Origin of the sequence: Psychrobacter halotolerans (assembly GCF_039680845.1) — a bacterium.
GTDB lineage: Bacteria > Pseudomonadota > Gammaproteobacteria > Pseudomonadales > Moraxellaceae > Psychrobacter.
Window position 1 is genome coordinate 260,423 of sequence record NZ_JBDKWD010000005.1, and the last position, 17,238, is coordinate 277,660.

Sequence of the window (17,238 nt, forward strand, 5' to 3'; positions counted from 1 at the left end):
CTATAGCTACATTTGATTTAATTGTGATTGGACTGTTGTTATGCGCAAAATGAGCAAAAAATCTGCTATTAAATGGGGAGTGATCGCCTTAATTGTCGTAGCATTAGGGGCATTGACTTATACTTTTTTGAAGCCAAAAGAAACAACACCCAACTATTTAACGGCAACTGCTGAAATTGGTGACATCGAAAACAATGTCATGGCGTCTGGTAAAGTCAAAGCGCTAAATACTGTCGATGTCGGTGCTCAGGTTTCGGGTGAAGTAAAGCGCCTCTATGTCGACGTTGGTGATGAGGTGCAGCAAGGCGATCTTATTGCCCAAATCGATCAAGTCACGCAAAAAAACAACTTAAGCAATGAGCAAGCCACCCTTGAACAAAGTGTGGCCGCTATCCAAAGCGCGCAAGCAGATTCTTTAAGCCGACAAGCCAGCCTAAAGAGTGCTTATGCCGACCTTGCCAGCCGTGAGTCTGAGCTCAAACAAGCCCAGTCAGATTTTACTCGTTTAAAATCTTTGGTCGAAATTGACGCCATATCTCAGCAAGAATATGACACGCAAGCCACCAGCGTAGAAACGGCCAAAGCAGCCGTTGCTAATGCACGAGCGGCTATCGATACTGCCAAGGCTGCTATTGCGACGGCAGATGCCAATATCAACAGCCAGCAAGCGGCACTGCGCAAGTCACAAACCAACGTCAATACGGCTGAAGAAGACCTTAGTTACACCACGATTCGTGCCCCGATTTCAGGAACGGTTGTGTCGATTACCACCGAACAAGGCACAACGGTTAACGCCAATCAAACCGCACCTACCATCGTAACCTTGGCCGATTTATCCACCGTGCGCATCAACGCGCAAATATCAGAAGCCGATGTCATCGACGTCAGTGCTGGTATGCCCGTTTATTTCAATATCATTGGTAATCCTGATCAAAAATTCGACGCGGTTCTCAAAGCCGTTGAACCGGCGCCTGAGGTGATTAGTGATACCAGCTCAACGGACGCTGCGATTTATTATGTCGGCTATATTGAAGTGCCCAACACTGAGCGGCGCTTTCGCATCGATATGACGGCTCAGGTTTACATCGTCATTAATCAGGCAAAAGACGCCCTACTGATACCAGCAGCTGCCCTACAACCTGCCGATAAAGCCGTTAATACTCGTACAGCCAACGCTGATTCAAACGTAAAAACTGCTAAAGTTCGCGTGCTAAAGCCGGATGGTCAAGTGGTTGAACAAACGGTACAGACAGGTATTAATAACCGCGTTAGTGTACAGATTTTAAGTGGTCTGAATGCAGGTGACGAGGTGATATTGGGTGAAGAAGGTCCAGAAAAAGGTCAAGGCGGCAGAGCTCCTAGAGGGTTCTAAGGCCCAAACCCCGACAGGGTTTTAGTGCCCAAGCACAGCGCACGCATTACCCTTCATTGACAAGCACGTTATCGCTTTCGATAAGAGCAATTATATAAGCAGTATTGATATAGGCAGCATCGCAGATGAATACCCAAGATCCCAGCCCTACTACCGCAGCCGCTGTTCCATTGATGCAGGTCAAAGGATTAATAAGAGAGTTCAAAGCGGGTGAACAAACCATTCGAGTGCTCCATAATATCGACCTGACCATCAATCAAGGTGAGATGGTCGCTATTATCGGTCAGTCAGGTTCTGGTAAGTCAACCTTGATGAATATCTTGGGCTGCTTGGATCAAGCGAGTGCGGGTGAATACAAAATATATGGGCAACCTGTCAGCCGTCTGGATGCAGATGAGCTGGCCAAATTGCGCCGTGAGCACTTTGGTTTTATTTTTCAGCGTTACCATCTGCTTGGTGATATCACTGCTCGCGACAATGTGTCCGTCCCCGCCGTATATGCGGGTATGGATGGACAAACACGCAGCGATCGCGCAGAAAAGCTATTAACCGATTTGGGGTTGGAAGGAAAGGTCAATAATCGCCCCAGCCAACTCTCAGGCGGTCAGCAGCAGCGTGTTTCTATCGCACGAGCGCTTATGAACGGCGGCGATATTATATTAGCCGATGAGCCAACCGGTGCGCTTGACAGCAAGTCCGGTGATGATGTCATGAAGATATTACATGACCTAAATGCCCAAGGTCACACCATCATTATGGTCACTCATGATCCAAACCTCGCTGAGCAAGCCGAGCGGGTAATTGAGTTAAAAGACGGCTACCTGATTGCTGATTATAAAAACGATCATTATAAGCAAAACCCCGTACAACCTGAGCCCATTTTGGACAACAATCGTAAAGGCGCTTTTAGTAGCTTTATCGACCGCTTGCTCGAAGCCTTTAAGATGTCTTTGTTGGCGATGCGCGCCCACAAAATGCGTACCTTGCTGACCATGCTGGGCATTATTATTGGTATCGCGTCAGTCGTCTCCGTCGTTGGGCTTGGCAAAGGCTCACAGGAACAAATTCTGACCAATATCAGCGCGCTTGGTACCAATACCATTACGGTCAATGACGGTTATCCCTATGGCGATCCGAGGCGGCGATATAATGATGACAATTTAACACCGCAAGATGCTCAGGCGGTCGCAGATCAGCCTTATGTCAGCAGTGTTAGCCCGCAACTCGATAGTAATATGGATGTGCGCTATCGCAATATACAAGAGGCAGCTAGCATTAGCGGTGTCGGTCAAGATTATCTTAGTGTCAGCGGTGAGAGCTTAATTCAAGGTCAAGGCTTTAGCGAGCAAAGCATTCTACGCCGAACACAAGACATCATCATTGATGACAGTGCCAAAAAGACTTTTTTTCCAGATAACGCCGATCCCATTGGCGAGGTGGTATTGATCGGTAGTGTCCCAGGACGCGTGATTGGTGTCCTTGCACCCAATACTGCTGGTTTTGGTGGCAATGTCGATACACCAACGCTTTATATGCCTTATACCACCATGATGTCGCGTATCAGAGGCGGTTCCAATATTGACAGCTTTGTGGCTCTTATCAATGACAATATCTCTTCTACAGCCGCCGAATCTGCCATCTCTCAATTGATGGTGAGCCGCCACGGTACTGATGATTTTCGCATACGTAACTCAGATTCTATTCGTCAAACCATTGAAGCAACCACCACGGCAATGACGTTATTAATCTCCTCTATTGCCATTATCTCTTTGATGGTTGGTGGCATCGGTGTTATGAATATCATGCTGGTATCAGTGACCGAGCGTACCAATGAGATTGGGGTACGCATGGCTGTCGGCGCGCGCCAAAGTGACATTATGCAGCAGTTCTTAATTGAAGCGGTGTTGGTCTGTATTTTAGGCGGATTAATTGGGATTGGGCTGGCTTTCGCGATTGGTGAATTGATCAATCGCGTGGGCGGTGATAGTTTTCAAGTCATTTATTCAGCGACCTCGATTATCGCCGCTTTTATGTGCTCAACGCTGATCGGAATCGTTTTTGGCTTCTTGCCAGCACGCAACGCAGCAAAACTAGATCCTGTTGAAGCCCTTTCTAGAGATTAACCTTTAATAAACAGTGAATTTATACTCAAAACTTAGTGCTTAAGACCTATATCAGTATGAATTTTTAAAGAAATATGAGTTTTTAGGCAAGATTGGCAATTTTTTTATCATGTGGGGTTGTAATTGTCATAATTATATATATAATGTGCTCTCACGTTTAGGGATACAAACACTTTAAACGTTAGGGTTGTTAGCTCAGTTGGTAGAGCAGTTGACTTTTAATCAATTGGTCCCGCGTTCGAGTCGCGGACAGCCCACCATATTTAGTTTGATACTTGTTATTCGTTCTGCCCTATCCGGTAGTTGATTAATAGGTTTAAAAGATATCGTTAAGATGTCTTGTTTGTAGTAAAGATAGACCTAGTTTGGATACAGGGTTTTTAGAATTTACGAGAATGTAAATTCTCTTGCGCTCAGATGAAGCAGTGCTTCATTTTATCCTCGCTCAGGGCCGATAGCTCAGTTGGTAGAGCAGTTGACTTTTAATCAATTGGTCCCGCGTTCGAGTCGCGGTCGGCCCACCATATTTAGAAAGCCCAGTTACTATACTTTATAGTAACTGGGCTTTTTTTTGTCCATCAACTTTTCATCTATCAACTTTTTATGAATTAACTTTTTGTGAATTAAAAAGCGTCTTTATCTCAAATACTATTGTTTCTATCTTATTTAAATAAAGACCTCTTGCCTCGACGCCACAGCAGTTTATGAATAATGGTATCTTTGATGGTGCGTCGATATTTGGGGGCATCCGCTATCAGTCTATCAAAAGTGGCGGCATCAATAGCCAGATGACGACCATGCGCCATCATTACCTTGGACGGTTGTAGATTTTTGATTTTTTCGAGTGATTGTCGATAAGCGGCAGGATCATATATTGGAAATGGCGCAACAAACTTGTGGCGCAACTTGATGATCAGATCGGCGGTATATACTTGATGCGTAGGCTTATGGAACACCGACAAGTCGCGATCCGTATGGCCGGGCGTCTCAAACACTTGCCAATCTTCAAAGCCAGGAATACAGTCACCATCACTTAAGGTAATATCAGGATGCAGATGCGCAGAATACCACAGATTCTTGGGACGTCGGTTTTGGCGTTTAGCCACGTAATAAGCCAGCCCTGTGTCTACCAGATGCATCAACTGCCCTCCTACGCCTGCATACCACTGCTTAGCCTTCTGGGCCGAGACAATGCGGCAACCTGTGGCTTGTCTGAGCTTACTGGCACCACCAGCGTGGTCAGGGTGCATATGCGATACCACTACGACTTTGAGATCACTGATTGGTCGTTGTAATGTGGTTTGAATATAGTCCAATACCATGGGTACATCAGGGCGACAACAGCCGTCCAGTAGCATCAGCTTATCAGCATAAATGGCCAAATAAATACTTTGTATATAGCCGTCCAAAAGCACGACCTCGCGTAAACTCATGATTACTCATCCTTGATTCATTAATAGCAACAACACAGCGATATATTCGTTTTGTGCAAACCTCGCTGGCTGCAGGGCTACCCTTTCAGACTGTCCCAGTCTTTTATTTTAGTATAACGCCCATTGACCACGAATAAACCATTATCAGTGAACGCTTGTGACTATTTAAAATGACGATTTTTTAACTGGCGATAGCTAAAAAATATATAGGAACATAAAGCGTTGACACAAAAAAACCCAGCACATTGGCTGGGTTTTTTATATTTAAAGTAGATACTATTTATATATTAAAAGCTTATGCCAAATCACGAACCTTTGGCTCACGTTCCCATAGACGAGTTTTAGCATTTTCAATAAACCCATCAACATTATCAAGCGGCGTCACAAACGCATCTTTTTCAACCGGTAGTTTACTTAGGATAAATTCATCTGTCGCACCGCAATAAGCAATTGCTTTACAGTGTACATAAGCATCGTTGAACCAATCTAGTGTCGCACTATCTTTCGCCATTTTCTTAGCTTGATCTGGCATGATAATGCTTACTACCGCATCAAATAGGACAGAAGGTCCACCTGATACACGCTCGTCAGCTTGAATGCGCGTGCCATCATCTAGCACCACTTCTTTACTCGGTGAAACAATCTTCACTCGGGCACCTTCTTTCATTGCCGCTTCTTCGAACTTCTTAATCTCGCTATGGTTTGAGCCTTCTGCTACCAAAATACCAATCAAGCGGCTTTTTAAGGTTTTAGGCGTACGTCCAATCGTTTGTAGCGGTTCTGATAATGCCAAATCTTGTACAGGTGCCGCTGCATGAGCAGGTTCTGGCAATTCCATGCCAAGCGCTTTAGACACACGGTTTGCCAACTCTTCGTCGATTTGACGTAAGTGACCCAGCATACGAGTACGAATATACGGTGTGTCTACTTTACTCAGCTCAAACGTATAAGCGGTTGCAATATGGGCTTGCTCTGCTGACGTTTGGCTACGATAGAACATACGTGGCTGGCTATAATGATCGGCGAAACTCTCCGCTCTTATGCGGCCTTTAACACCATCGTCCAACTTTTCAACAAATGACTTAAAGCCTTTCTCTGGGCTTTCACGTGGTCTTTCTGGATCAAGACTCTGTGGATCATATAAGACGCGGGTTTTTGGCACACGCATTTGCATATGACCGTCTTGCTGGTTGTTCGCAAACGGGCATTTTGGCGCATTGATTGGAATCTGGGCAAAGTTTGGCGAACCCAAACGTGACAACTGTGTGTCCAAATAACTAAATAGGCGACCTTGTAATAGAGGATCATTACTAAAATCAATACCAGGTGGTACGTGCGATGGACAGAAAGCCACTTGCTCTGTTTCTGAGAAGAAATTATCAGGATAACGGTTCAATACCATCTTACCAATGATTTTTACTGGTACGGTTTCTTCTGGAATCAGTTTGGTCGCGTCTAAATGGTCAAACGGGAATTGATCGGCTTCTTCTTCCGTGAATAACTGAACACCCAATTGCCATTCTGGATAATCACCAGCCTCAATCGCTTCGAACAAGTCACGGCGATTGTAATCAGGATCAGCACCAGAGATTTTTACGGCCTCATCCCAAATCAATGATTGGACACCGGCGACTGGTTTCCAGTGGAAACGAACAAAGGTGCTTTTACCTTCTTTATTGAGCAAACGGAACGTATGAATACCAAAACCTTCCATCATACTAAAGCTACGTGGCAAGGCACGGTCACTCATTAGCCAAATAACGTTGTGCATGGTTTCAGGGCTAAGTGATACAAAGTCCCAGAACGTATCATGCGCAGAAGCGGCTTGCGGAAAACCACGATCTGGCTCAGGCTTTACGGCGTGAATCAAATCTGGAAACTTAATCGCATCTTGGATAAAGAAGATTGGCATGTTGTTGGCAACCAAGTCCCAGTTGCCTTCATCTGTATAAAATTTAGTGGAGAAACCGCGTACATCACGTGGGGTATCTTTTGAGCCTTTATTACCAGCGACCGTTGAAAAACGAGTAAAGACAGGGGTTTGCTTACCAGTTTCACTCAAAATATTGGCTGTTGTATATTCTGCTAAAGATTCAGTCAGCTCAAAATAACCATGCGCTGCACTACCACGAGCATGGACGACACGCTCAGGGATACGTTCATGGTCAAAATGGGTAATTTTTTCACGTAATGCAAAATCTTCTAGTAGCGTTGGACCACGGTCTCCGGCTTTTAGAGAATTTTGATTGTCACTAATGGCAACGCCCTGCTGAGTGGTCAACACTTTTGAATCCGCATCGGCGCGTTGATGGGTTTCGCCACCATTGCCAACTTCGGTATTCATGTTTTTAGCTGGGTCGGTATTATCAAGGTTCTTTTTCATAAAATGTCCTGGCTATCAGTAAAATGGCCTCTTCTGAGACCTTTATTAATATAAATACACAGACCTATATCCTTGGAGATATTGATGACTTCATATGTCGCTTGTGTGTCTGTGCTTTTTTGCGTTATTAGTTATTGAAAAATTGATTGTTGAAAACTTCGTTATTCAATGATTAGGTATTGAAAAACAAATGATTTATTGGGAATTATTGAAAAACATAAGAAAAACTTACCATTTAATCTTACCTAAAAATTGCGTAATACATATGGTGAACCTTGTTGATGTTTAGTTAATTTTTGCACATGTCATCAATATGCAATCAAGATATTTTTTTGAGCGAGACTCAACGTTAACAGTCGAATCTTGTAATGTCGTTCTTCTTTAAGGTATGATTTGGTGAAGACGGAATACGAGCGATAAATAAAATGGATAGGATATTTAGCCATCTATTTATCTTTTTTAACAAACTATAAGGCTATTTATTATGTTTCCAGCACAGAAACCTTCCGCTAAAAACGCGTATCGATCACTAATGGTAAGCGCATCCATCAGTCTCATGGCATTGACAGTCAGTCAAACCGCTGCTGCTATCACTACCAAAAATGTCACTTATACAGTGGACAACCAAGCTTATGAGGGCTATTACGCCAAAGCGGATAAGCCAAACGCGCCTTTTATTTTGCTCATTCATGATTGGGACGGTTTAACAGACTATGAGCGTAAACGCGCTGATATGTTAGCGACGGAAGGCTACAATGTATTGGCCGCAGATATGTTCGGCCAAGGTATTCGCCCTACCTCGGTTGAAGAAAATAAACGCTTAACGGGCGCACTATATGATGATCGCAGTAAAATGCGCCGCATCCTACAAGGTGCGTTGAATGCTGGACGATTACAAGGCAATGATGTGCGTGAAGGCGTGACGATGGGCTATTGTTTTGGCGGTACGGTTGCGTTGGAGTTGGCGCGTTCAGGATTCCCGCAAAAAGCCTTTGTGCCTTTCCACGGTGCTTTTGATATTCCAACAGGACAGAATTATGATAAAACAACGGGTGAAATATTGGTATTCCACGGCTCTGCTGACGAATCGGTATCTCTAGAGAGCTTTGCGACTTTAGGTAAGACGTTAGAAGCGGCCAAAGTACCACATGAGATGATAACCTATAGCGGTGCGCCTCACGCCTTTAGTGTCTTCGATAGTGATCGCTATGATGCACGTGCCGATTCACGTTCTTGGAAACGGTATTTGGATTTTTTAGCCGATGAATATAAATAGTGCAAATCGCCTATATGAAGACCTTATTCATAAAATCTTCATATTAAAAAAGCCATAGTTATTGTCTAAAAAATGCCGTATAAAGAACACTTTATAAAAAAACCAAGATAGAGGCAATTGTTCTATCTTGGTTTTTTATTTTCAGAAGAGTTAGGGCATGTCCTCATTTTAAAAATGAGGATAAAAATAAGATAAATTGAAGTCAAACAAGGAAAATAGTGAAGATAATATCGAGATATTTGACGCAGTTTAATGAAATTTAGCCATTTTTAGTCCATTTAGATAACTATCGCTTGAATTGAGGACACGCCCTAGCAACTTTAATTTACTTTGGTAAAGACCAGTATCTGGTTGTTGGCAGGCAACGCATAAGTATTGCTAAGCTTCAGATCGTGCTGATTTGCTAACGCTACAACATCATCTTTATCACGAATACCGCTGTTTAGATCGCGCTGCCGTAGACTCATATCAAACTGTTGATTGCTGGCGCTGGTATAGTGGCCATTTTCATTAAACGGCCCATAAACGATCAACTTCCCATCTAAAGGTAAGGTATCGCCTGCCAGCGCAAATAAGCGCTCTACTAACGACCACGCAATGATATGCAACGTATTGGCCGTAAAAAATGCATCATAAGGTACGTTATTATTTGGATTAACAGGCACTGGATTGACAGGCACTGAACCAACGGACAGATCGAACGCTAAAGGCGCATATAAATTAGTTGCAGGGTGTGACGTGTGCCACGCATGAATCGCACTGTGATTGGCTAACACATCACTGGTCTGCCATTTCAAATGTGCCAGTCTCGGGGCAAAGTACACGCTGTGCTGACCCGTTCCTGACCCCACTTCCAATACATGTGCCGAATCTGCCAACTCTTTTTGCAAAACCGATAGAATGGGTTGCTTGTTGTTTTCGCAAGCTTGAGAAAACGGCAACGCATCAGAAGGGATAAAATCAGTATTGTTATATATCATAATATCTTCACCTTTATATGACAGAAAGCGAGTTACTGCTAATCGATGAATTGCCTGACGCTAATAAATGCCAGCTTCCAAGCCCGCTGCAAGGGTCATCGCCAGCGTCTCTACTTGCTCAGCAAAATCATCTTGCCACTCGCCTTGTAGTATCAGCGCCTCTTGTATCCATGACCAGCGCAACCCTGTCGTAATCGTCTTCAGCGCACGCTTAGTACCCGTGCCATCCTGCCCTGCGCGAATATATAACGCAAACGGCAATCCTTGCTTCTCCTCTAACACCGGATAATAACAACGATCAAAAAAGTCTTTGGTCAGTCCTGCCATATACGCAAGATTCTCAGTCGTTCCCAGTAATAGCGCATCGGCAGCCAACACATCTTCTGGCTGAGTGTCTTGCGGCGACTTGAGAATGACCTTGACATCTATATCAGGATGATTGGCACCCTTATAAGCGGCTTGCGCCAATTTTTCTGTATTGGGAGACGGTGCATGAGCGACGATAAGTAAGGTTTTGGTAGTCATAGTCTTACCTTATTCAAGCGGTCTTTCGCATCTAAAAACGACATTTTGCGTGATATCAGGGTGGATGCTGTTTGCCACCGGACAAGTCAATGCGGTGTTATAAAAGATCGTTTGCGTTCTATCATCAAGTTCTCTATTAAACGTCACGATAACATGTATTTCGCTCACGCGTCTTGGGTCAGTGGCCATGACTTTGGTCACTTCTGCCGTCGTACCTGTGATATCGATATCCATATCACAGGCTTTGATACCGATAATGGTCAGCATACAGCTGGCCAAACTGGTCGCTAATAAATCAGTCGGTGAAAATGCCTCGCCTTTGCCTTGATTGTCGGTTGGCGCATCGGTGATGATTTCATTGTTTGATTGCAAATGAATGGCGGTAGTGCGTAAATCGCCTTGGTAGGTTACTTTTGATGTGGTCATGGGGGTTCTCTTTGTTATTTGATATCTATAAAAAATATTTATAATTTTTCATACAAATTACGAATTTAGCTCTAATTCACTAAATATTTTCATAGAATCTTCTGGCTGAAGTGCCCAACGATATGCTGGGTGAACCTCCCATTCATAGCCAAATTCTGTGAATTTATTTGATAGATATCGATTTTCCTCAAAATATTTTCTATCAATTCCCAATTCTGTTTCTTTTCTAGCTGTAATAAAATTAATTTTGAAAAGAAACCCTGCTAGATCTTTAGTTTCCGCTTTGTTTCCATTTGCCCAAGAGAATTTCCCTCTCTCTTCAATATCTTTAATTTTTTTCAATAGTGCATCTGTCTTATATACATAGCCCTCAGCGGCTCTTCTTTGCATCTTAGAGGGCCGCATCCCAAGTATTAACCTCTCAATCTCAGGTAATTCAGAACGATACTCATTAATTGTATCTTGAAGACGGCCTTGAGAATACTCTTCGAACACAGCCTCTAAGTTTCCTGTCGATATAATATTTGAATTATTCAAATGGGCTTGTCTACCCGCTAATGTTAATAGCTTAACCAGATCTCTAGGCCGTTTTCTTATTAAAGACATTAGTACACGGTACATTGGGGCGTCTTTCCACCGCCCCTTACCAGTAAACTTTTCTTCGATAACAGGTAGTAAATACTCCATAAGTTGAGATTGATGCTTCTTTAGTAAACCCACTTCATCAATTTCTCTCCCAAAAAAGCTTTCAATCCTTTTAATTAAGAGGACTAATATCTCATGATTTGTCCATGTATACCAAATAACGGAACCTTCTATTTTATCAGTTGATTCATCCGATGTTCTAGCTAAGTAGTAGACATCAGAACGCAAACTAACTCTAAAGTATATTCCTCTATTTTCGGTAGATATATCTCGAATAGCATTAAGTAATGCAGAAATTCTTTGAATATCACGCTTTCTTCCTTGCCACCCCCGGTCTAAATCGTCAATATACACTGATATTTTGTTATTTTTTAAAAAATCTTTCAATATAGCTTCTTTAGAACTATTCAGACTAACTTTATCATCCATCTTCACGGTTGATACTAGAAAGTCTAGCGCAGCACCTCCATATTGATTAAGCTTACCTCTCCAACCATCATAGATAAGACCAAAAGAAATCAAAGCCTTTTTAGCTATAATTTCGTTAATACCAATTTTCCAATCTCTGATGAGTTTCAAAAAATCATCAGTATCCTCTCCAATACCAATAATATCATCTGGTTTTATTAACAGTGTTAACCTACTATTTTCTGACTCTTCATTAATTGCAACCTGAAACAACGCTGACTTACCTATGCCCTTATGACCTACCACTATTCTCAAGGGTAGATCATTAACTACTTGGGAATATATTTTACTTTTAAAATAATATTCTCTCAATCTTTGAGGATCCTCATCTTCTGCTGCTTCATGACCAAATAACCTTTGAAGATTGTTTTCGTTGAACTCCATAACACTTTCCTTGAAAAATATAATAATTAATGCATCTTAGCTAAAAGCTAATCACTATGTAGGATATACGAAAATTATATTCTTTAAAAAAATATAGCTTTTTTACTATCATTTTACGTTTAATATTTTAAGCATTTTAATTTCTTACAATTGCCTCGCTTTCTAAAATAAACAACTGATTAATCAACATAAACTCTCGAATATCGTCACTTATATTATGACGAGGTTCTTGATGTGCTCGATTGTTGCGATAAGCCATATAGACACTCGCAAACAGCGATGCTCTGCCTTTAGATTCACCTGAATCTAAGTTTTCCCAATACAAAACTGAATCATCACCTTGGAATGCTTTTGCAAACAGCTTAACGCCACTTTCGTTATGTAAGCCTGTACGCTCTTTAACAATAGATTCAAGCTTTCGGTATGCACCCATGATTGCATTGTCTGGATTCTTATCAAAATTCAATGCCAGCTCAATCAGGCGTGGGTCAAGCAATGCCATAGGAATAGTAAGTGGAAACTCACTAAAAATATTACTCTCACGTCCCTTGTATAGATAAGCAGAATCATACCACCTAGCAGGACGCACTGGATTAATACTATTGATATATTCCAAATCTTTCACGGTTAAACTTGAGTTGGATATACGTTCAAAAATCGATTTTGAAATGATGTATTCATTGATACTGTCTGTATAGTTGCGTAATAAGTTTAAGACGAATGCATATCCTTTTGGCCCCTCTCCATTGTAGCCAGAAGCAAAACCACCTTTAATGACTATCTGAATGTCATACTCAAGGGTTAGCAATAAGGCATGAGCATGTGAGTAAGCTTCTTCAAAAGTAAGTATTTTCACGTCTTTTATATCTTCACCAGCGTGTATAAGCTGTATGACTGCTTCTTTGCATGTTTGCGTCATACCACTTTCACCTAGATATTGAATACCTGCAAATTTAGCTTTCACTGATTTTCCTATCTTAATTGCTGAGCATGGATTATTGCTACAGTTCGTAGAGCAGGGTTTTATTTAATAGTGTAATGAGAGAACATAGACAGCTAACGACAATTTATCCCTATACCCAACTATACCTATGAAGACATTCACTCCATAAAAATTGATTTCTTTAGAGGATAGTCATCTTGGGCTCAGCACTCACAAGATTATTTTAGCTCGCTGTACTGTTGGACGAGCATAGCATTTGAACTTTAGGTTTTCCTCTAACACTATAGTTTCCTTTACCCTCGTATGCTTCTACCGTTCTTCCCACTTACTCTCTATAAGGTTATATACCTGATCATTATCATGAGGTGCAATATTAGCTTTTAGCTTAAACGATTCCCCACCTACTTCTCTCCAGCATCTTGAAAACCATATAATAAGTTCGTCAGTAGCGACACTCAATGGTTCAAGCTCATCATCCTGACTTGTATATTGTTCCTCAAGTTCATAAGGATAGACATGCTCTATCTCTAATAATTCTGGATCAACAGGCGACGGATATTGAGCTTTATCATCGACATAAACAAAGTGCTCAGAATTATATGCATCCATAAAGAAAGCTCTAACTGGGAATCCTTGTGTAAATCCATCAACAAATACTTCAAACTCTAAGCTGACAACTTCTTTTGGATAGCTGTATTCAATTAGATGTTTTAGAACTGGCTTTATATCACGGCTCAAATTATCTAGATACTCTTGAACTTTTTCTCTAAACTCTTGCTCGATGCTCATTTTATTTCCTGTTGATAATTACTTCATATCCTGCAAACTTAGCACTAATAGCTCATATCAACAATATAAATATATTAAGAAAACCAACTTTAGTATTCTTATCACGTGAAGATATTAAAGTATGTTAGGTGAATATAACTAAATCATTTACAAGCCACTAAGAGTAATAACTAATAAAAAGCCCTCAACATATAAATGTCAAAGGCTTTTTAAAAATAGAGAACTACTGATCTGTTCATCCTAGTTTATTTTTAATAGTAACCTGTTTCGCTGAGTCTCAATTACAGTGACGCCTGAATTAACATTACTAACTACAATCTGAATAAAATTGGTCTTTACCACAGACTCTACACTTAAACTTATAAACAGCTAGGTCACCACCTTCAGTATATGATTGCAATATATGTGACCAAAATTCAGGTTCTATATACTCAGCATTTAAAAACTTATTTAAATCTTCACCTGTCAGTGCTTCTAAATCTGATTTATCCGCATCTCCGTGAAATTCGCAGGCGTCATTACAATGTGATAGCCATCGTTCTTGTTGCCAAGAAATAAAGCTGGGCGTTCTTTCACACACTTCTTTGACAATCTCTCTATCGATTCCGTCCGATAGTAAAGGGTGAGAATCTGAAAACTCACCGTCGAACTTTTTGGCGGCCACACCATCCGCAATGCACCACGGACAAATCGTCTCAATACTCTCTACTGAGTGAATGGTAGAAGTAGCTCGATAGCCTCTAGCTTGACCACAACACTCGCACGCTTCTTCCGTTCTTTCGATTGCGCCTGTGTCAATAGGATTTGGATGATATTTAAATAAAGGTAGAATCATACGCTCTCCGTAGTACGCTAACGATTGATAGGGCAGATCTTTAACAAAGATGTGTCGTAAAAGCCCATTTATGCTGAACAAGCTACAACAATTTATTAAGCACCTCTAGACTATCAGGCCCACCATCCAAACGCATACACTCAGTAGAATCTTGCGCCCAAGTAGCAGCTGACTTTGTATGCAGATGAGCTGAAATTGTTGATGTAATCGGTTCATCAAGCAAACCAGCAGGAACCCACACCATCCCGCTGTCTCTTAAACTGTTAGGAACCAAACTCCCACACACTGAACAAAAATCACTTCGGTAGCCACTTGGCTTTTTATAGGATTTGATATCGCTTTCTCCCGCTACCCAACGAAACGCTGTCTCTTGCACAAAAGTCGCCGTATTCGCGACCGTACTGGTGGCTTTTCGGCACAAGGAGCGATGACATTGATGGAAGTTTCGAAGTTCTTCCAAAATCTCAAACTTTACATTACCGCAAAGACATTCACCTTTCATCAATCAATCCTTTTATACCTATTTGAATTTCTCACTTCTTTAAGACACGACCAAGGCCAATAAATGATATTTGAGTAAATCTTAAAATAATATGAGTTGGAAAAGCGATTGGACAACATCTGGCTAGTTGCTCAACTCAGTAATGTGCAACAGTTCACCCGCTGGACCCCATAAATAAAATACCTTGCCCCACGCTTCATTTTGCACAGGCGTGATTTTAGTCTTATGCTTTGAGTTTGAACACACATTGAAAGCTGCTTCAATATCTGAGATGCAGATCTGTAGCATAAAATTATTTGCCAGCTCCTGATTATAAAAGCGTTGCAGATATAAAAAAGACGCTCCATTTTGAAAGAGCGTTAAATCATCGGTTATAAATTCAGGATTAAAACCAATTTCCGCATAAAACAGCTTTGAGACTTCATAGTCCTTACTTGGAACAAACACTTTTATATCCGTTACCTTCATAATAATTTCCAGAAGTCGTTAAGGCTGTATTAAAATTCATCCAAACAGATTACTTTGAACTAACCACATATATTTTAGATTTTGACTCTATATTTAGTTAGATACAGAATGTTAAATTGGCTTTATCAATTGATAGTAAAAGACGATTTGACTTGGCACAAACTACAACAAATTATCAAGCGATTCTAAGTTATCAGATCCACTATCCAGCTCAGCAGAATCCTACTTCCAAGATGCATCTAAAAACTGTGCCTCATGTTCTGGCGAAGGTAAAGTACAATAATCGTATTTACCAAACAGACTGTAGCGATTTAGAGCAATGCGGTCGTACATCCAATCACGTAATGACCGTGGAATCAGCTTGAAAACACCAATCATTTTCCATGGATAACCAAGGTTTGCCATTATTTGAAAAAACGCATCGCTTTTTTGAAAGGCCTGATTACCTTCTATATAGAGCATCGTCTCGTAAGAATCGATAGGTAGACCAAAGTGAAGCAGTATTGCTTGTCCTTCGTCTGACTGTACACTGCACAATTTAAAAAGGCGCTGTTTATCGTGTTTAATGATAAAGTTACTCCACGCGTTGCAAAGCTTACAAACCCCATCAAAAAGAATCACTTTGTCTGAAGATCCAACATTGGGAGGAAGCTTGTCAGTATTCACGGTCAGACTCTTAATCGCGGTTTATCGTCTTGCAAATTTAGCACTAATACCAGTAGCCAACAATATAAATATAGCAATTAAATGAACTAAAGTAAGTTTATAAACAGATACTGATTAAACGAGGCAAACCACAGTAGTAAATACGTGTAAAAAAGAGATGAATAGAAAGGCGAGCAAGAGCAGCCGATTTATATTAGCGACATACAAACAAAAAAAGCTCCTAACGATTAAGTTAGGAACGTTAAGTATAAAGAAAGAATGCTGATCCAATGTCAGTAAACGAGACAAACTATAATTGGTACTACGAGTTTTTATATAATTATAATGTCATTACGTACGTAGTTTTTCTATGTAAGCGTTAGCCATTTTTGGACTTCTTATTCTAACAAACGTGATATGACTATAGTTAGGATCGGTAGAGATCTTAGTATAACGTACACGATTGCGCTTATACGTTTTTAGTGCCAAAACGATAACTGAATCACGGCTAAAGAAAGACTTAGCAAATGTCTCAACATTCCCAGTTCCCCAAAGCTCAGCTCTGGTTATTGAGCGAATAAAGGCGCGTTTTACGGCTTGATAAACAGTACGAGAAAACGAATAATCTATCCATATGACATGATCAAAAGCCGCCCACTTTATCTCAGTGGTTCTACTATAATTACCATCCAACACCCAAGTATCTTGAGCAAGGCAAGATCTAAGCTTACTAAAAAACTCATCGTCACTAGATTCTTGCCAATTAGACTGCCAAAACATTGAGTCCATTTCTAGGTGCGGATAATCCAATGTGGTTGCTAACATACGGCTAAAGGTAGATTTGCCACTTCCGCTGGTTCCTATTACGTTGATTTTTTTCATACCTTTGCACCTAAAATCCTATTCGAGAAACTTAAACAGGAAGCTGTTTTAAAAGGGAACGTATGTTATCGGAAACAACACGCAAAGAAAAGCCCCTTGATACGTTAGTATCAAGGGGCTAGTCAGGAATAGAGAGCTGACGATGACCTGAGCGCCGTA

General features: G+C 41.2%; 16 protein-coding genes and 2 tRNA genes. 5 read left to right on the forward strand and 13 right to left on the reverse strand.

Annotated features, from left to right (window positions below; translation table 11 throughout):
• Positions 1–40: 40 nt before the first annotated feature.
• The 4 genes from AAJP47_RS11075 to AAJP47_RS11090 all read left to right on the forward strand — a co-directional run bounded on the left by AAJP47_RS11075 (position 41) and on the right by AAJP47_RS11090 (position 4,019).
• Positions 41–1,372, forward strand: coding sequence for an efflux RND transporter periplasmic adaptor subunit (locus AAJP47_RS11075; protein WP_346717982.1), 1,332 nt, complete (start codon positions 41–43; stop codon positions 1,370–1,372).
• Between the two features lie 125 nt (positions 1,373–1,497).
• The gene (locus AAJP47_RS11080) at positions 1,498–3,495 is read left to right on the forward strand and encodes a MacB family efflux pump subunit (protein WP_346717983.1); all 1,998 of its coding nucleotides are present in this window, start codon (positions 1,498–1,500) and stop codon (positions 3,493–3,495) included.
• A 184-nt stretch (positions 3,496–3,679) separates the two neighbouring features.
• A tRNA-Lys gene (locus AAJP47_RS11085) sits at positions 3,680–3,755 on the forward strand.
• A 188-nt stretch (positions 3,756–3,943) separates the two neighbouring features.
• Positions 3,944–4,019: transfer RNA gene (locus AAJP47_RS11090), tRNA-Lys, on the forward strand.
• 138 nt (positions 4,020–4,157) lie between these two features.
• Here the strand turns inward: AAJP47_RS11090 and AAJP47_RS11095 are convergent.
• A complete protein-coding gene (locus AAJP47_RS11095; RefSeq protein ID WP_346717984.1) occupies positions 4,158–4,928 on the reverse strand; it encodes an MBL fold metallo-hydrolase in 771 nt (256 codons plus the stop codon).
• A gap of 295 nt (positions 4,929–5,223) precedes the next feature.
• The gene (locus AAJP47_RS11100; protein WP_346717985.1) at positions 5,224–7,311 is read right to left on the reverse strand and encodes a catalase; all 2,088 of its coding nucleotides are present in this window, start codon (positions 7,309–7,311) and stop codon (positions 5,224–5,226) included.
• A 484-nt stretch (positions 7,312–7,795) separates the two neighbouring features.
• Here AAJP47_RS11100 and AAJP47_RS11105 point away from each other — a divergent pair, with 484 nt between their 5' ends.
• Positions 7,796–8,587, forward strand: a complete 792-nt coding sequence (locus tag AAJP47_RS11105) for a dienelactone hydrolase family protein (RefSeq protein ID WP_346717986.1) — start codon at positions 7,796–7,798, stop codon at positions 8,585–8,587.
• Between the two features lie 320 nt (positions 8,588–8,907).
• Here the strand turns inward: AAJP47_RS11105 and AAJP47_RS11110 are convergent, their stop codons facing one another.
• From AAJP47_RS11110 to AAJP47_RS11160, 11 genes are all read right to left on the reverse strand, one after another.
• Complete coding sequence (locus AAJP47_RS11110; RefSeq protein ID WP_346717987.1) at positions 8,908–9,567, reverse strand: DUF938 domain-containing protein; 660 nt, start codon at positions 9,565–9,567, stop codon at positions 8,908–8,910.
• Between the two features lie 60 nt (positions 9,568–9,627).
• Positions 9,628–10,092, reverse strand: coding sequence for a flavodoxin family protein (locus AAJP47_RS11115; RefSeq protein WP_346717988.1), 465 nt, complete (start codon positions 10,090–10,092; stop codon positions 9,628–9,630).
• A 9-nt stretch (positions 10,093–10,101) separates the two neighbouring features.
• Positions 10,102–10,518: an OsmC family protein gene (locus AAJP47_RS11120; protein ID WP_346717989.1), complete on the reverse strand. Its 417-nt coding sequence runs from the start codon at positions 10,516–10,518 to the stop codon at positions 10,102–10,104.
• A gap of 57 nt (positions 10,519–10,575) precedes the next feature.
• Positions 10,576–12,015, reverse strand: coding sequence for a P-loop ATPase, Sll1717 family (locus tag AAJP47_RS11125; RefSeq protein ID WP_346717990.1), 1,440 nt, complete (start codon positions 12,013–12,015; stop codon positions 10,576–10,578).
• 136 nt (positions 12,016–12,151) lie between these two features.
• Positions 12,152–12,979, reverse strand: a complete 828-nt coding sequence (locus AAJP47_RS11130; protein ID WP_346717991.1) for a TIGR02391 family protein — start codon at positions 12,977–12,979, stop codon at positions 12,152–12,154.
• Between the two features lie 288 nt (positions 12,980–13,267).
• Positions 13,268–13,747 carry a hypothetical protein gene (locus tag AAJP47_RS11135; protein ID WP_346717992.1) on the reverse strand — a complete coding sequence of 160 codons (480 nt, stop codon included), beginning with the start codon at positions 13,745–13,747 and terminating at the stop codon, positions 13,268–13,270.
• Positions 13,748–14,054: 307 nt separating this feature from the next.
• Positions 14,055–14,582, reverse strand: coding sequence for a CbrC family protein (locus tag AAJP47_RS11140; protein WP_346717993.1), 528 nt, complete (start codon positions 14,580–14,582; stop codon positions 14,055–14,057).
• An 82-nt stretch (positions 14,583–14,664) separates the two neighbouring features.
• Positions 14,665–15,084, reverse strand: a complete 420-nt coding sequence (locus tag AAJP47_RS11145; protein ID WP_346717994.1) for a GFA family protein — start codon at positions 15,082–15,084, stop codon at positions 14,665–14,667.
• Between the two features lie 123 nt (positions 15,085–15,207).
• Positions 15,208–15,552, reverse strand: a complete 345-nt coding sequence (locus AAJP47_RS11150; RefSeq protein ID WP_346717995.1) for a VOC family protein — start codon at positions 15,550–15,552, stop codon at positions 15,208–15,210.
• 222 nt (positions 15,553–15,774) lie between these two features.
• Positions 15,775–16,218 carry a thiol-disulfide oxidoreductase DCC family protein gene (locus AAJP47_RS11155; RefSeq protein ID WP_346717996.1) on the reverse strand — a complete coding sequence of 148 codons (444 nt, stop codon included), beginning with the start codon at positions 16,216–16,218 and terminating at the stop codon, positions 15,775–15,777.
• 330 nt (positions 16,219–16,548) lie between these two features.
• On the reverse strand, positions 16,549–17,079 hold the full coding sequence (locus AAJP47_RS11160; RefSeq protein ID WP_346717997.1) for a P-loop NTPase family protein: 531 nt from the start codon (positions 17,077–17,079) through the stop codon (positions 16,549–16,551).
• Positions 17,080–17,238: the final 159 nt, after the last annotated feature.